Raw genomic sequence first — 15,325 nt, 5'->3', positions numbered from 1 at the left:
AGCAAATCATCGCTAAGGCTAAGCGCGCTGCTTTTCGAATTCTTTCATGTACGCCACCAAGGCCTGTACGCCGGCCAAAGGCATCGCGTTGTAGATCGAGGCGCGCATGCCGCCGACCGACTTATGCCCCTTCAATTGCAACAAACCGTTTTCTTTGGCGCCTGCCAGGAACGCTTCGTTCAGCGCTTCATCAGCGAGGAAGAATGGCACGTTCATGCGCGAGCGGCTGTTGCTGGCGATTTTGGTCCGATAGAAATCGGTGGAATCCAGATAGTCATACAGCAGCGCTGCCTTGGCGATATTGCGCTGCTCCATCACGGCGACGCCGCCCTGCTTCTTGAGCCATTGGAACACCAGTCCGGCGATATAGATCGCATAGGTCGGCGGCGTGTTGTACATCGAATCGTTGTCGGCCACGATTTTCCAGTTGAATGCGGAAGGACAAGCCGGCAAGGCGTAGCCGAGCAAATCTTCGCGCACCACCACCAAAGTCAATCCGGCCGGGCCGATATTCTTTTGCGCACCGCCATAGATCACGCCGTATTTGGAGACGTCCACCACGCGCGACAAGATGTGCGACGACATGTCGGCCACCAGCGGTGCATCATTGGTTTCAGCTGCGATGTCGGGCGTGAACTGATATTCGACGCCGTCAATGGTTTCATTAGTGCAGATATGGACGTAAGCCGGATCTTTGGATAACTGCCAGCTATCGCGCTCGGGAATTTGCGCGAAATGACTGTCCTCGGAAGAAGCGGCGACATTGACGTTGCCATAGCGCCGCGCTTCCTTCAGCGACTTGGTCGACCACGAGCCGGTATTGATGTAATCGCTGGTCGCCGGCTGGCTCTTGCGGCCAAGCAGGTTGAGCGGAATAATCGCGTTCTCGGCAATCGCGCCGCCTTGCATGAACAGCAGCTTGTAGTTGGCGGGGACTGCAAACAACTCGCGGAAATCGTGCTGGGCCGCCGCCAGAATCGACATGAACTCTTTGCCACGATGACTCATTTCCATCACGGACATGCCGCTGCCCTCCCAATCCAGCATTTCGGCGGCAGCTTGCTGCAGCACCTCTTGCGGTAACACAGCGGGGCCGGCAGAAAAATTATAGATAGGCATGATGAATGTCGTCAGATAAAAAACCGAGATTGATTACGAACCAACAGATGGCGTTACGGTGTTGTTACTAGTGTTTAAACCCAGGATCTCGCGCGTCCCGGCTTGCAAGCCAGGACGCAACACTTTTTGGCACCTTCTTTATTCAGCTGCGGCGTCGGTGGCTCCACCTTCTTCGGTGTTGCCGCCAGCATCGGCCTCGGCTTCGATTTCAACTTCCACCTCGGCATCAGACTCAACCACGCGCTGCAAACCGCTCAGCTTGGTGCCGTCTTCCACCGCGATCAGCGTCACGCCTTGCGTGGCGCGGCCCATTTCGCGGATCTCGGCAACCCGGGTACGGATCAGTACGCCGCCGGTGGTGATCAGGATGATTTCATCGCTAGGCTCAACCAAGGTCGCAGCGACTACCTTGCCGTTGCGCTCGCTGGTCTGGATCGCGATCATGCCCTTGGTGCCGCGGCCATGGCGGGTGTACTCGGTGATAGGCGTACGCTTGCCGAAGCCGTTTTCAGTTGCCGTCAGCACCGATTGCTGTTCGTTTTCCGCGACCAGCAGGGCGATTACCTGCTGACCGTCGTCCAGGTTCATGCCGCGCACGCCGCGCGCGGTGCGGCCCATCGGACGCACATCGTTTTCGTCGAAGCGCACGGCCTTGCCGGAATCCGAGAACAGCATCACGTCATGCTGGCCGTCGGTCAGTGCGGCGCCGATCAGGAAATCGCCCTCATCCAGGTCGACCGCGATAATGCCGGCCTTGCGTGGATTGCTGAAATCCGACAATGGCGTCTTCTTGACCGTACCCAAACTGGTCGACATGAAGACGTAACGATCTTCAGGGAAGCTGCGGTTGGCGCCTGACAACGGCAACACCACGGTGATCTTCTCGCCATCCTGCAGCGGGAACATATTGACGATAGGCTTGCCGCGCGAATTGCGCGAACCTTGCGGCACTTCCCAGATTTTCAGCCAGTACAGACGGCCGCGATTGCTGAAGCACAAAATGTAATCGTGGGTATTGCCGACGAACAGCTGGTCGATCCAGTCGTCGTCCTTGGTGGCCATCGCTTGCTTGCCGCGGCCGCCGCGTTTTTGCGCGCGGTATTCGGAGACCGGTTGCGCCTTCATGTAACCGGTATGCGACAAGGTCACCACCATGTCTTGCGGCGTGATCAGGTCTTCGGTGCCGAGATCGGTAGGATTGTGTTCAATCTGAGAACGGCGCTCGTCCTTGTTACCGATGCCGTATTCGTTTTTGGCAGCCGTCATTTCATCAGTGATGATGACGGTAACGCGTTCCGGCTTGGCCAGGATATCCAGCAAGTCGGCGATCTGCGCCATCACCTCTTTGTACTCGTTGACGATCTTGTCTTGTTCCAGACCGGTCAGGCGTTGCAGACGCATTTGCAGAATTTCCTGCGCTTGGTCGTCCGACAGTTTGTACAAACCGTCGCTTTGGATACCGTAATGCTTAGGCAGATTCTCTGGACGGAAGGACTCGATACCGCCGATGTTTTCATCGCCGGTACGGGCCAGCATTTCGCGCACCATGGACGAATCCCAGGCACGCGCCATCAGCTCGGATTTCGCTACCGGCGGCGTCGGCGCGGCTTTGATGAGGGCGATGAAATCGTCGATATTCGCCAGCGCAACCGCCAGGCCTTCCAGCACGTGACCGCGTTCGCGCGCCTTGCGCAGTTCGAACACGGTACGGCGTGTGACGACTTCGCGGCGGTGCGACAGGAAGCACTCCAGCATCTGCTTCAGGTTCAGCAGTTTTGGCTGGCCGTCCACCAGGGCTACCATGTTCATGCCGAAGGTGTCTTGCAGCTGCGTTTGCTTGTACAGATTGTTGAGCACTACTTCGGCCACTTCGCCGCGCTTGAGCTCGATCACCACGCGCATGCCGGATTTATCCGACTCGTCGCGCAGATCGGAAATGCCTTCCAGCTTCTTGTCGCGCACCAGTTCGGCGATGCGCTCCAATAATGCCTTCTTGTTTACCTGGTACGGCAGTTCGTCGATGATGATCGCGGTGCGGCCTTCACGTCCGAATTCTTCGAAGTGCGTCTTGGCGCGCATCACCACACGGCCGCGGCCAGTGCGATAACCATCGCGCACGCCCGACACGCCGTAGATGATGCCGGCGGTCGGAAAATCCGGCGCCGGGATGATTTCAATCAGCTCGTCGATCGTGCAATCGGCATTGCGCAGTACGTGCAAGGCGCCGTCGATCACTTCGGTCAGGTTGTGCGGCGGAATATTGGTTGCCATGCCGACTGCGATCCCGGACGAACCGTTGATCAGCAGGTTGGGGATGCGCGTCGGCAGCACCGACGGTTCTTTTTCCTTACCGTCGTAGTTCGGCACGAAATCGACGGTTTCCTTGTCCAGATCAGCCAGCAGTTCGCCGGCGATCTTGTCCAGACGGCACTCGGTGTAACGCATCGCTGCCGCGCCGTCGCCGTCGATCGAACCAAAGTTGCCCTGGCCGTCGACCAGCATGTAGCGCAGCGAAAACGGTTGCGCCATGCGCACCAGCGTGTCGTAGATCGAGGCGTCGCCGTGCGGGTGGTATTTACCCATGGTCTCCCCGACCACGCGCGCGCATTTCACGAACGGGCGGTTCCAGACATTGTTCATTTCATGCATCGCGAACAAGACCCGGCGATGCACCGGCTTGAGGCCGTCACGCACATCCGGCAGCGCACGGCCAACGATCACGCTCATCGCGTAATCGAGATAGCTCTTGCGCATTTCTTCTTCGAGGGAAATTGGGATTGTTTCTTTAGCGAATTGATCCATTAGCGAGTCGGCGAGTCTTTACTTGGGTTGATCGATCACAGATATCTATATCCGGTATAAACCAGCATTCAGAGTTGCAATACCGACGCCTAGTCGAATGCTGCTCGGAACGCTGATAATAAGACGTATGATTTTAGCACGCGGGGAGGCCTGTTCCGGCTTTTCAGAGGCGAGACGAAATCCTCTGTGCCAAGGCCGAAAACCGGCTTGCCGGAAAAAAATATGTTTAAATGCCGCCTTGCCCGGCAATCAGGCGATTTTAAAAACAATCCCGCCGCCACCATTTCTCTCAGGAAATAATTCATGCGTTATTCAATTGCGCTCTGCCTGTTATTAGGCTCGGCTCTCGGCTCTGCGTCCAATTCCGGTTTTGCCCAAACCACCGATGTTCAGGCCAACCCTGAAAAAAGTGCTTATTTGCAAGACGGACGCGGTCCGATTGTGCGCAGCCAGGATGGTTTGTGCTGGCGCTCAGGTTATTGGGAGCAGAACGATGCCGTTACCGGTTGCGACGGCGCCCTGGTGGCGCCGGTAATGAAAGCCAGCGCACCGGCTCTGGTCGCAAACCCGACGATTGCAGGCAATGAAATCGCCCCGGCAACTGTCAGCACACAGTGCAATGGCAGCGTAACGCTGACGAGCGACCAGAATTTCAGTTTCGGGAAAGCAACACTGACGAATGCTGCCAAGCAGCGTATTGAGCAGCAGGTGATTGCTAAATTAACCGGCTGCGCTGGCGCGGGCTATATATTAGTAACCGGCCATACCGATCGCCTTGGCTCAGAGAAATATAACCAAAAATTGTCAATGCAACGCGCCGCCAATATCGCCAGTTATTTGAAGAGCAAAGGCGTCACTAACAAAATCGAGGTTGCCGGTGCCGGAGCATCCGAGCCGATATTGAGCTGCAGCAACAAACTGAACCGTAAAAAACTCATTAGTTGCCTCAGCCCAAATCGCAGAGCCATAATAAAAGTGCAAGAAAATTAAAATAAAATAGATAGTTTCCTTGCGCCGATGTAATATGTCGCCCGTGGTGGTGTTTTCATAATGCTATGTTGTATGAAAACAACGAAGCAGGCAAAACGTGAGCTGGATCATTTGGCATCCTTCGCTAGCGCTTGAAGCCTGTGGCAGAATGGTGGTCAAGTTCATTGCGTGTGGTCAATGCCACACGTAACGGCCTGAACCACGTGGTACTATCCAATTTTTGATGTCGTATATTAGTTGCGCAGTTAATCTGCGGATATCTCAACCGAGAGGAGAAACATGAATAAATTAGCAAAACTCGTCTTCGCTGCGTCCGCAGTCGTCGCACTCTCTGCCTCCGCGCAGGAAATCAAAGATATCCAGGCAAACACTCCAAACAGTGCCTACGTGCAAGATGCACGTGGTGTAATCGCACGTGACCCGTACGGTCTGTGCTGGCACACCGGCTACTGGACACCAGCTGACTCGGTTCCAGGTTGCGACGGCGAAATCGCTCAAGCTGCACCAGCTCCAGTTGCACCAGCTCCAGCACCAGTTGCTCCAGCACCAGCTCCAGTTTCGCAAAAAGTTACTTTTGCTGCTGACGCATTCTTTGACTTCGACAAAGCTGTCCTGAAGCCAGAAGGCAAAGCAAAACTGGATGACCTGACATCGAAACTGGGCGCAATCAACCTGGAAGTCATCATCGCTGTTGGCCATACTGACTCGGTCGGTTCGGTTGCTTACAACCAAAAACTGTCGGTTCGTCGTGCTGAAGCTGTTAAGGCATACCTGGTACACAAGGGTGTCGAAGCTAACCGTGTTTACACCGAAGGTAAAGGCAAGTCGCAACCGGTCGCTGATAACAAGACCGCTGCTGGCCGCGCTAAAAACCGTCGCGTTGAAATCGAAGTTGTTGGTACAAACAAGTAATCGATTCAAACTCGATCAAAACCCCGCCTCGGCGGGGTTTTTTTTCGCATAAATAAGAAACCTCGCAAGAAACTTCGGGCAACCTGGAAACTTTCGGCGCTGGTTTTTAATCAGGTAACAAACCGCAACACCGTACTTTCCAGCTATGATTCAGCCTATGAACGCAGACCCATCAGAACTCAAGAAATTCAGCGACCTGGCTCACCGGTGGTGGGACCCTGAATCCGAATTCCGCCCTCTGCATGAAATCAATCCCTTGCGCCTGGAGTGGATCAATTCGCGTGCCTCGCTGGCCGGCAGGAATGTGCTGGATATCGGCTGCGGCGGCGGCATCCTGGCAGAATCCATGGCTAGGAAAGGCGCTACCGTTGCCGGCATCGATCTGTCCGACAAAGCATTGAAGGTGGCCGATCTGCATAGCCTGGAATCGGGCATTCATGTCCGTTATGAGAAAATTGCCGCTGAGGAAATGGCCAGCCGCGAAGCCGGGCAATTCGATGTCGTGACTTGCATGGAGATGCTGGAGCATGTACCAGATCCGGCCTCCATCGTGCGCGCCTGCGCCACGCTGGTGAAACCCGGCGGACAAGTGTTTTTCTCCACCATAAACCGCAATCTGAAAGCTTATCTGCAGGCGGTCCTGGCGGCCGAATACCTGTTGCGCATGTTGCCCAAAGGCACGCATGACTACGGCAAGTTCATCACGCCGGCGGAACTGGCGCAATTCGCCCGCAACGCCGGACTGACGGTCGATGTCATGCGCGGCATGAACTACAACCCGCTCACTCAGATCTATTCGCTCAACCAGGATACCAGCGTCAACTATCTGATGGCCTGCACCCGGCCCGGATAAAGCCTCGCTCTGCTAGACATTGCATTGTGACATCGCATTGCCAGCCATTTTTTGTATTTTAGGAATTCCCATGCCCCTGCCGATGCCGCGCGCCATTCTGTTCGATCTTGACGGTACGCTTGCCGACACTGCGCCTGACTTGGCAGCGGCGCTTAACCGCCTGCGCAACGACCGCGGCTTGAGCAGCACGCCATACGAACAACTGCGGCCGCATACTTCTGCCGGTGCGCGCGGCATGATAGGCGCCGCCTTCGGCCTGAAACCGGGCGATCCTGACTATGAAGAATTGCGGGTCGGCTTCCTTGATCATTACGCCGCCGCGCTGGCAGTCGACAGCATCCTGTTCGACGGCATTCCGGCCTTGCTCAACGACTTGCGCCAGCGCAATCTAGGCTGGGGCGTGGTCACTAATAAGGCGGCCAGGTTTACCGATCCCCTGGTTTCACAAATCGGCCTGGCAGATGCGGATTGCGTCATTTCCGGCGATACCACCGCCCATGCAAAACCCCACCCGGCGCCGCTGCTGGAAGCCGCCCGGCGCCTCAATTTGCAACCACGGGAATGCTGGTATGTGGGCGACGATCTGCGCGACATCCAAGCCGGCCGTGCAGCCGGCATGGCGACCGTGGCCGTAGCCTGGGGTTATTGCGGCGAGAGCGCGCCGAGTTCCTGGGAAGCAGACGCCCTGATCGATACTCCGCTCCAATTGCTGGCCTTGCTGCCGCAACGGTAATTTCCACGTACAGAATCGGCGCATACGCTTGCGCATGACTGAAGATTGATCGGTCCCACGGCAGCCTGCCGCCAGCCGTTCCGAAGAATTGAATAAATCAGCGGGCAATACTGTCTGACGGTATATTGTCGACATCCTTGCCCATAAGGAAAAAAATGGTAAATATCCCTCGTCCCTCATGGCTGCCACGCGCGATACGCTGGGCCGGCGTCACGGTCGTCACTTTACTGGTGCTGGCGCTCATCAGCTGGCTGGCGGTGCCGCCTGTCGCCAAACACTTGATAGAACAACAAATTGAAACTCAGATCGGCCGCAAGGCAAGCGTCGGCAACATCGCCTTCAACCCTTTCATCCTGACGCTCACGGCATCCGATTTCACTCTCTATGAGCAGGATAAAACCACCGCGGCATTCTCGGCAAAAACACTGCTGGTCAATGCTTCATCCGCTTCGTTGTTTCGACTGGCGCCGGTGCTGAATGAAGTCAAACTGGTTAATCCCAATCTGCATATCGTGCGCAGCAGCGCCGACGGCATCGGCCGCTACAACTTCTCCGACATCATAGACCGTATCCTGGCGATGCCAAAAAGCGAGAAGCCGGCTCTGTTTTCAGTGTCGAATATCCAGCTCGAAAACGGCAGCATCAAATTCGACGACAAAGTAACCAGCAAGCTGGTCGATATACAAGCGCTCAACATCGGCCTGCCCTATATATCGAACTTCCCCAGCAAGGTCGACACTTTCGTGCAGCCGCATGTCTCGGCCAAGATCAACGGCACGCCGTTCGATCTGAAAGGACGCAGCAAACCATTCGCCGGCAGCCTGGAGACCGCTCTGGCGATCGATATCGACCAGCTTGATGTCGCCAGCTTCGTGGCGTTTTCTCCGGTGGCGCTGCCGCTGGCGATTCAAAGCACCAAATTATCGACCAAGCTCGATCTGTCGTTCTTGCGTAACAAGGACAAGCCCGAAGTCTTGCTGTCCGGTGCGATCAAGCTGGCTGACGTCGCATTGGCCGACAAGAATGCGGCGCCGCTGCTCAAAGCGCAGGCGATCAACACCCAGATCAACAAACTCAATGTACTCACCGGCAGCGCCGCACTCGATCAGATCGAGATCCAGCAACCGGAAGTCTGGGTCAATCTGAACGCCAACGGCAACCTGAACTGGGCAGCGCTGAGCACACCGGCTGCCAAGCAGGAAATTGTGAAAGACGCGCCGAAAAAGACAGCAAGCCCGCCACCGCAAATGACGCTGGCCAAGCTCAGTATCCACGGCGGCACGGTCAACTGGCTGGATGCAGCCAACGCATCGCCGACACTGAACCTGCAGGTAAAAAACGTGGCGCTGAATGCGACCCAGCTGTCGCTGGCAGCTGACGCCAAACCTGCAACCGTGACACTTTCAAGCGGCACGGAAAACGATCAGCACATCCAGTTCATCGGCCAGATCACTCCCGCCAAAGGCATCGTCGCCGGCAAGGCCAGCATCAATGCCTTGTCGCTTGCGCAGTACCAGCCCTATGTCAACCGCTCCCTGGCGGCGGTGCTGTCCGGTCAGTTATCGCTCAACACCTTGCTCGCAATCGACGGCAGCCGCGTCCGGCTGCATCAGCTAGGCATCGACGTAGATGACCTCAAAGTGGCGGCAAAAACCAGTGCCGGCGGCAGCATCGGCGCCAAGAAAATCAGCCTGGAAAATGCCAGCGTCGATACCGAAGCGCACACTTTCAATGCCGATGCATTGCGACTGGCCGGGATACAGGGCGATGTGCGTCGCGACGCCCAGGGTCAACTCAATCTGCAACAATTCGTCGCCACTACGGGTAGTTCAAGCAAGGCAGCCCCTGGCGCATCCGCCAAGAAAGCCGGACCGGACTGGGTCGCCACTCTGAATCAGTTTGCCGTCAGCGACAGTAGTCTGACTTATCTCGATAACGCGGTGAAGCCAGCAGTCAATCTGCGCGCCGACGGCCTCAATCTGAGCGCCGACAATATCTCCAGCAAGCTTGATAAGCCGATCAAGATTTCGCTGCGCAGCCAACTCAATAAAACCGGCAAATTATCGGTCGACGGCAACGTCGCAGCGCAAATGAAATCCATCGCTCTCGACCTCGATGCGCAAAATCTGCCGGTCGCCGCACTGCAGCCGTATTTCACCGATTACCTGAATGTGACGCTGACCTCTGGCCTGGCCAGCACCAAAGGCAAATTATTACTGACGCCGCCTAGCGGCCGCCAGCAACTCGCTACCAGTTATAACGGCAACCTGCGCCTGGCCAATTTCCGCGTGCTCGACAAGGAAAATTCAGCGGATTTCCTGAAGTGGAAACTGCTTGACGTCAGCGGCATCAACGCCAGTATCGGCGGCGCCCAGCAATACGTTACTCTGGCAAAAGTCGCCCTCAACGATTTCTATGCGCGCATCATCTTGTCGGAGTCGGCCAAACTCAACTTGCAAGATATCGTGGCGTCGAAGAACGCACCGACAGGCGCGCCGACGCCTTCGCTAACCTCGACTGAACCAGGCCCGGCACCGCAAAAAACCACGAAAGCCACCTCCGAAGGCAGCACCACCGTGGCGCCGATCGCACCCGCCGCGCCCAAGCCCAACGCGCCGATGATCAAGATCGGCCAAGTCGTCATCAAGGGCGGCAACATCAACTACACCGATAATTTCGTCAAGCCGAACTACACCGCCAACATGACCGGCATGAACGGCACCGTCGGCGCGATCGCCTCCGACAAGCCGCAGCCAGCGCCGATAGACCTAAACGGCAAGATCGACAACGACGCGCCGGTAGCCATTTCCGGTTCCCTGAACCCCTTGTTCAAACCGATGTTCCTCGACATCAAGGCCAGCGCCAATGGCGTTGAACTGCCGCGCCTGACGCCGTATGCCGCCAAGTACGCCGGCTATGCCATCGAAAAGGGCAAGCTGTCGATGGACGTCAACTATCACATCGAGAACGACAAGCTGGTAGCCCAGAACAGTGTCCGCATCGACCAACTGACCTTCGGCGACAAGATCGACAGCCCGACCGCCACCAAACTGCCGGTGCTGCTGGCGGTCGCTCTGCTGAAAGACCGTAACGGCCAGATCAACATCAACCTGCCGATTTCCGGCACCTTGTCCGATCCGGAATTTTCGATAGGCGGCATCATCGTCCGCATCTTCGTCAATCTGATCGTCAAAGCCGTCACCTCGCCATTCGCACTCATCAGTTCGGCCTTCGGCGGCAGCGGCGGCGACGAACTCGGCTACGCTGAGTTCGCACCCGGCTCAGCCACCCTCACCGCGACCACGCAAAGCAAGCTGGACACTATCGCCAAGGCGCTGACCGACCGCCCGGCCCTGAAGCTGGACCTGATCGGCCGGGTCGATCCGAAAAGCGATACCGAGGGCGTCCGTCAGCAAATCCTCAACCGCAAGCTGAAAGCGTTGAAACTCAAGGATTCGGTCAACCAAAGCGACGATGCGCAATCGGACGATGTCGCCCTGACCGATGCCGATAAAGAGAAATACATGGGGAAGGTATATAGCTCGGAAAAATTCGACAAGCCGCGCAACGTCATCGGCCTGACAAAATCGCTGCCGGCCGCGGACATGGAAAAACTGATCGTCGCCAATACCGCGGTAACCCAGGACGCTTTGAGCGCACTGGCAACCAGGCGCGCCGAGGCGGTCCGCAAGTATCTGGAAACCAAGGGGCAGATCCCACTGGAACGCATCTTCCTGATAGCGCCGAAACTGACCGCCGACGGCATCAAGGACAAGGGCCAGCCGAACCGTGTCGATTTCGCACTGAAATAAGGCTGTACCGCACTACTTTCAATGCCGGCAACGCACTGACATGGAAACCCCAAGTACGCTACAATAGCATTCTGCTTGGGGGCGACCTGGTTTCGACGTGGGTTACAAAGCAGCGCAGGGCATACCGAGGACCGACTACCTCGTAAATACAATCGGAATAGATCTAACTGCAAACGATAACTCGTACGCACTAGCCGCTTAATAACCGGTTAGCTCTACACCATCTCGTCCCTGGGGTGGGCTGGTAAAACAGCAGTAGAGTCATATACAGGGAATCGCTGTTGGTCGGGTTACTTGGCTAACGGTTAAATTTAGGTGACTCGCCTGAACGAAGCGCGTGCGTCCGCGTCGGCTGGGTTAAATCAAATGGCAGCACTAAGTATGTAGAACTGTCTGTAGAGGATTTGCGGACGCGGGTTCGATTCCCGCCGCCTCCACCAATATTTCATTAACATCAATGACCGGCGTATGCGGCCTCCAGAAATGGGGGCCGTTTTATTTTGCGCTTCAAAACCTCGCATCTGGATTCAATCCGATGCGATAAAGAAACAATGGGTCACGTCAGATTTGACGCATCTTCCATGACTTTTCACACGGCATGCTGGTAATTTCCGCGTCAATTTGCGGGAAAGAAACAGCGCGAAACAATTCCCGATTATTCCGTATACAAACTTTCTGTGCAGACATAAAATCTTGTGCGCAGCAAGCGTTGCAGCAGCATCTTGAGCCATTGAAAAATCGGCATGGGTTCGTTCAATTAATTCTGGGAGTCTTCTTGTGAAGCGTTACGCCGGTGTATTTGCATGCATTCTTGTCTATTCCATCGCCTTGGCTGGCACCCTGCTGCCGGTACGTGAAAGCCGCGCCGATGCACTGGAAGATGTGCAAAACCGCCGCGCGATTCGCATTGCGGTGCCTAAAGATACGCCGCCTTTCGGCTCGGCAAATCAATACAAGACGCTGGAAGGATTTGATGTATCGATCGCCAAGATGATATCGCTGGAACTGGGCGTCAAGCTGGACATGGTGCCGCTGGCTAGTGGCGATCGTATCCCGGCGCTGTTGAACCGGCATGTCGATCTGGTGGTCTCCAGCCTCGGTAAAAATCCGGAACGTCAGAAACAAATCGACTTTTCACAGGCTTACGCGCCGTTTTATCTTGGCGTCTTCGGTGCACCGGATCTCGATGTCAAGAATGCTGCGGGATTGGCTGGCAAGACCATCGCCGTACTCAAAGGGTCGATCGAAGACGGTGAGTTGAGCAAGATTGCACCGGCGTCAGCCAGCATCAAACGCTTCGACACCGAACCGGAGGCCGTGAAATCCTATCTGCAGGGAGAATCCAAGTTGCTGGCGGCGGGCAATGTCTTGATTTCCGCCTTCACCAAGGAACAGGTGGAAACAACCCAGCTGAAAATAGTGTTGAAAGACTCTCCCTGCTTTATCGGTGTTAACAAAAACGAAACAGCCTTGCTCAGTAAGATCAACACCATGCTGAGCCGCATCAAACAAAACGGCATGCTCAACGTCAATGCCCAACGCTGGTTCAAGGCGCCGTTGCCCGACAGCGTGTTGCATAGCGCTGTCGAATAAGGCGGCAGGGCCAACCTGCACCGGATTAAAAAGGATTCCACAATCGGAATCCTTTTTTCTTTGCAGAACCAGTTTGTGTAAAACCCACGTCTCCCGCACCACGCAAAAGAGACGTTTTTTATGTCCGCAACATGCTGTAATGCGCGTAGATACTTAATATGCGCTTGAGGTCGTGGCCATTGCCACCGTCTCAACAATGTTTATACGAATCCGACATTTCAATGAGCCAAGCAGAAGTGCAATCGGCTACGTGAAAGCCATATTCGGACCTGATAGCCTGTTTTTTTCTGCTTTGACGGCCGCTTTGACTGGCTATCGGCATTGATCGCATTGGGCGCGGCTATAGCGCTGTTCCGCTTCAAGCGGAACGTGATTCACGTGATTGCCGGGTGTGCGATATCCGGTTTGATCCTGAAGATCTGGATACTGTGAAATGAATCGCGCAAATTGTCGCTGCAGATATGATAAGTTGTGCGAACGATCTGGAATTTAAGCAGGAGAAACCATTATGCCAAGCGCCCGCCTGAATGGCGAAATCATCACCGACTGGGACAGCTTTCATACCGAGTGTGCAGAGGTATTCGGTTTTCCCGAATTTTATGGCCGCAATATGAGCGCCTGGATAGACTGCCTCAGCTATCTGCGCGATGAAGATGGAATGAGCAAGTTCCGTCTGCAAGAAAACGAAGTGCTGAACATCGAGATACTGCACAGTGAAAAACTACGCCAGCGCGCTCCTGAAATCGTCGAAGAACTGGAATTCTGCATCGCGGCAATCAATGAGCGCTACGAAGATTACGGCGAAAAACCGGCGCTAAAACTCACGCTGCGTTAGAGCTAGATTTAATCAATCAGATCGTCGTCAGACGCCACGCCACGTCAAACTCACCGACTGGGGCGAAGATAGTAAAGGTCCCATTCCTCTTCTGCGAGAAATTCAAAACCATTGCGTTGGTAGAAACGATTGGCATCGCTTTCCCTCAGGGCACCTACGCGTAGCGGCATGGCTAACGCATCTGCTTCTTTAAAGACTTGGGCAAGCACCGCTGCCCCAATTCCCTGCCCCTGGTTACCTGGACGAATATATAGATTCTCCAGCAGCAGTTGATCCTGAGCAGGTCTAACGACCACAAAACCTACGCGCCGGCCTTCAACCGTCACATGCCGTGTATACATCGCCGAAAAGCTGGCGCGAAATCGTTCTCTTGCGCGAACCGGATCAAACCGGCCGATGCGTTCCAGGCTGTCGCGCATGGCAGCTATGCGTAATGCGACGAGTTCGTCAAAATCCGTTTCAACTGCCGGAACCAGAATGACGTGTGGTGTGTTCGGTACGGACATGTGCGCTTTCAGAATCCTCTTTCAATTGATTCGGCAATTTTATCTGAATCTAACGCCTCCCACCTCAGGCTGCTAGCGCATTGACGCCTGCTGGGGTAGGCTATACACATTGCCATGTACCAGCGATGGCCGTTCGCAGGTTGCCACTATGGAAAAGACCGCATTTGTATTCGCCGGTGGAGGGAGTCTTGGCGCCATCGAAGCCGGCATGCTGCGAGAACTGATCGCTTCCGGCATACATCCGGATTTCCTGGTCGGCGCCTCTGCCGGCGCGATCAACAGCGTGTTCTTCGCTTATCAACCGCATACCGCCGGCACGATGCGCCTGGAATATTTATGGCGCGGCATCCGCCGCCAACAGATCATGCCGTGGTCGATTCTTTCGATCCTTGGCGCTGCCCGAGGCACACACCTGGTCAATCCGGCGAAATTGCGCGCTCTTCTTTATGAACACTTTGGCAGTCGTGCGCTGGAAGATGCCGATCTCCCGGTACATGTTGTCGCTACTGAGATGAGCAGCGGCAACGAGATAGTTATTTCCTCCGGACCGGCAGTTGAAGCAGTGCTGGCGAGCACAGCGATCCCAGGTGTTTTCCCACCAGTTTCCCTGGCTGGAAACATGTTGATTGATGGCGGCGTGGCCAACAATACGCCAATCTCCACGGCGATACGACTTGGCGCGACGCGCCTCATCGTGCTTACTACCGGCTTTAGTTGTGCCGAGCGACGGCAACCCAAGGGAGCGCTTGAGCACGCCATGAGCGCGCTCAACTTGTTGGTAGCGCGTCAGTTGGTATCCGATCTGGAGCGTTGGGCATCACAGGCAGCGATAGCCGTGGTGGCGCCGTTATGTCCGCTGGACGTCTCGCCTTACGACTACAGCCAGTGCGGCATGCTGATAGACCGCGCGGCAGCCGAAACCCGTCGTTGGCTGGCGGCTGGCGGACTGGATAATCATGAGATTCCCAGCGCACTCAGGCCGCATTCTCATGCCAAGATTGATTAAGAATCGGCCGGTCCGGACAAGCTGCGGTGTAAAACGTACGCGCAAAGCAAAAACCCTCTGAATGATTAGTTCAGAGGGTTTTTTAATAAGAGCCTGACGATGACCTACTTTCACACTGGTTGCAGCACTATCATCGGCGCAAAGTCGTTTCACGGTCCTGTTCG

11 protein-coding genes and 1 other RNA gene are annotated in these 15,325 nt (G+C 55.5%); 9 read left to right on the top strand and 3 right to left on the bottom strand.

The features are described from left to right. Positions 1 to 18: 18 nt before the first annotated feature. Both serC and gyrA read right to left on the bottom strand, forming a co-directional pair. Positions 19 to 1,119, bottom strand: coding sequence for a 3-phosphoserine/phosphohydroxythreonine transaminase (gene serC / locus KHU33_RS11615; protein WP_211463010.1), 1,101 nt, complete (start codon positions 1,117 to 1,119; stop codon positions 19 to 21). 138 nt (positions 1,120 to 1,257) lie between these two features. Continuing rightward, positions 1,258 to 3,921: a DNA gyrase subunit A gene (gene gyrA / locus KHU33_RS11610; protein WP_211463009.1), complete on the bottom strand. Its 2,664-nt coding sequence runs from the start codon at positions 3,919 to 3,921 to the stop codon at positions 1,258 to 1,260. Between the two features lie 303 nt (positions 3,922 to 4,224). Between gyrA and KHU33_RS11605 the strand changes: the two genes are divergently transcribed. From KHU33_RS11605 to KHU33_RS11570, 8 genes are all read left to right on the top strand, one after another. After that, on the top strand, positions 4,225 to 4,911 hold the full coding sequence (locus tag KHU33_RS11605) for an OmpA family protein (RefSeq protein WP_211463008.1): 687 nt from the start codon (positions 4,225 to 4,227) through the stop codon (positions 4,909 to 4,911). Positions 4,912 to 5,190: 279 nt separating this feature from the next. Continuing rightward, on the top strand, positions 5,191 to 5,823 hold the full coding sequence (ompA, locus tag KHU33_RS11600) for an outer membrane protein OmpA (protein WP_211463007.1): 633 nt from the start codon (positions 5,191 to 5,193) through the stop codon (positions 5,821 to 5,823). A gap of 157 nt (positions 5,824 to 5,980) precedes the next feature. Further along, positions 5,981 to 6,676: a bifunctional 2-polyprenyl-6-hydroxyphenol methylase/3-demethylubiquinol 3-O-methyltransferase UbiG gene (gene ubiG / locus KHU33_RS11595; protein WP_211463006.1), complete on the top strand. Its 696-nt coding sequence runs from the start codon at positions 5,981 to 5,983 to the stop codon at positions 6,674 to 6,676. A gap of 70 nt (positions 6,677 to 6,746) precedes the next feature. Continuing rightward, entirely contained in the window at positions 6,747 to 7,409 is a 663-nt protein-coding gene (locus tag KHU33_RS11590; protein WP_211463005.1) for an HAD family hydrolase, read from the top strand. Between the two features lie 155 nt (positions 7,410 to 7,564). Continuing rightward, positions 7,565 to 11,221 carry a DUF748 domain-containing protein gene (locus KHU33_RS11585; RefSeq protein WP_211463004.1) on the top strand — a complete coding sequence of 1,219 codons (3,657 nt, stop codon included), beginning with the start codon at positions 7,565 to 7,567 and terminating at the stop codon, positions 11,219 to 11,221. Positions 11,222 to 11,298: 77 nt separating this feature from the next. Next, positions 11,299 to 11,661, top strand: a transfer-messenger RNA (tmRNA) gene (ssrA, locus tag KHU33_RS11580). Between the two features lie 337 nt (positions 11,662 to 11,998). Then, positions 11,999 to 12,814, top strand: coding sequence for a transporter substrate-binding domain-containing protein (locus KHU33_RS11575; protein WP_211463003.1), 816 nt, complete (start codon positions 11,999 to 12,001; stop codon positions 12,812 to 12,814). 508 nt (positions 12,815 to 13,322) lie between these two features. Continuing rightward, entirely contained in the window at positions 13,323 to 13,649 is a 327-nt protein-coding gene (locus tag KHU33_RS11570; protein WP_211463002.1) for a barstar family protein, read from the top strand. Positions 13,650 to 13,699: 50 nt separating this feature from the next. Here the strand turns inward: KHU33_RS11570 and KHU33_RS11565 are convergent, their stop codons facing one another. Then, positions 13,700 to 14,155, bottom strand: a complete 456-nt coding sequence (locus tag KHU33_RS11565; RefSeq protein ID WP_211463001.1) for a GNAT family N-acetyltransferase — start codon at positions 14,153 to 14,155, stop codon at positions 13,700 to 13,702. Between the two features lie 148 nt (positions 14,156 to 14,303). Between KHU33_RS11565 and KHU33_RS11560 the strand changes: the two genes are divergently transcribed. After that, positions 14,304 to 15,161 carry a patatin-like phospholipase family protein gene (locus tag KHU33_RS11560; protein WP_211463000.1) on the top strand — a complete coding sequence of 286 codons (858 nt, stop codon included), beginning with the start codon at positions 14,304 to 14,306 and terminating at the stop codon, positions 15,159 to 15,161. The last annotated feature ends 164 nt before the right edge of the window (positions 15,162 to 15,325 follow it).

Origin of the sequence: Collimonas silvisoli, assembly GCF_018305005.1 — a bacterium.
In the GTDB taxonomy this organism is placed as follows: domain Bacteria; phylum Pseudomonadota; class Gammaproteobacteria; order Burkholderiales; family Burkholderiaceae_D; genus Collimonas; species Collimonas silvisoli.
The sequence above is the reverse complement of the archived record's forward strand: the minus strand, read 5'-3'. Positions and strand labels throughout refer to the sequence as shown.

Excerpts from the sequence above, each read along its gene's own strand:
- KHU33_RS11590 (WP_211463005.1), top strand. The coding sequence starts at position 6,747 with ATGCCCCTGCCGATGCCGCGCGCCATTCTGTTCGATCTTGACGGTACG.
- KHU33_RS11605 (WP_211463008.1), top strand. The coding sequence starts at position 4,225 with ATGCGTTATTCAATTGCGCTCTGCCTGTTATTAGGCTCGGCTCTCGGC.
- KHU33_RS11560 (WP_211463000.1), top strand. The coding sequence starts at position 14,304 with ATGGAAAAGACCGCATTTGTATTCGCCGGTGGAGGGAGTCTTGGCGCC.
- KHU33_RS11565 (WP_211463001.1), bottom strand. The coding sequence starts at position 14,155 with ATGTCCGTACCGAACACACCACACGTCATTCTGGTTCCGGCAGTTGAA.
- serC (WP_211463010.1), bottom strand. The coding sequence starts at position 1,119 with ATGCCTATCTATAATTTTTCTGCCGGCCCCGCTGTGTTACCGCAAGAG.
- ompA (WP_211463007.1), top strand. The coding sequence starts at position 5,191 with ATGAATAAATTAGCAAAACTCGTCTTCGCTGCGTCCGCAGTCGTCGCA.
- KHU33_RS11585 (WP_211463004.1), top strand. The coding sequence starts at position 7,565 with ATGGTAAATATCCCTCGTCCCTCATGGCTGCCACGCGCGATACGCTGG.
- ubiG (WP_211463006.1), top strand. The coding sequence starts at position 5,981 with ATGAACGCAGACCCATCAGAACTCAAGAAATTCAGCGACCTGGCTCAC.
- KHU33_RS11570 (WP_211463002.1), top strand. The coding sequence starts at position 13,323 with ATGCCAAGCGCCCGCCTGAATGGCGAAATCATCACCGACTGGGACAGC.
- gyrA (WP_211463009.1), bottom strand. The coding sequence starts at position 3,921 with ATGGATCAATTCGCTAAAGAAACAATCCCAATTTCCCTCGAAGAAGAA.